This is a genomic window from Alkalihalophilus lindianensis (assembly GCF_032843265.1).
Classification (GTDB): domain Bacteria; phylum Bacillota; class Bacilli; order Bacillales; family Bacillaceae_D; genus Alkalihalophilus; species Alkalihalophilus lindianensis.
Map to the genome: position 1 here is coordinate 1 of NZ_JAWJBA010000076.1, position 392 is coordinate 392.

1 protein-coding gene is annotated in these 392 nt (G+C 42.6%); it reads right to left on the reverse strand.

Going from position 1 to position 392, the window contains the following annotated elements:
- Positions 1–392 (reverse strand): family 4 glycosyl hydrolase (locus RYX56_RS21365; RefSeq protein ID WP_500660607.1); only part of this gene is annotated, 392 nt, incomplete at both ends.

Consider the following 392-nt stretch of genomic DNA (forward strand, 5'->3'; position numbering starts at 1 on the left):
TTTTTTATGTGTCTCTTGCCAACTTGGATCTAGATGCTGGGTATCAACTTCTTTTTGCGTTAGATAGCCATGCTCTGCTACATACTCACGAATTTCTGGAAGGTACTCATGCCCCTCCTTATCTTTGACACTCGTCCACCAGCCAAAGTGATTTAAACCAAAGTAACGCACTTCCAAATCTTTTGGCTCCTTGCCGATAATATGAGACATTCTTCTTAGCGTACCGACAGGCATATCGCAAATATTTAACACCTTTGAATTTGGCCGCAGCGCGCGACAAGCCTCCGCAACAATCGCTGCTGGATTGGAATAGTTTAACATCCAACAGTCTGGTGAATATTTTTCCATGAGGTCAATCAGTTCAATCATATCTTTGATACTCCTCATCCCAT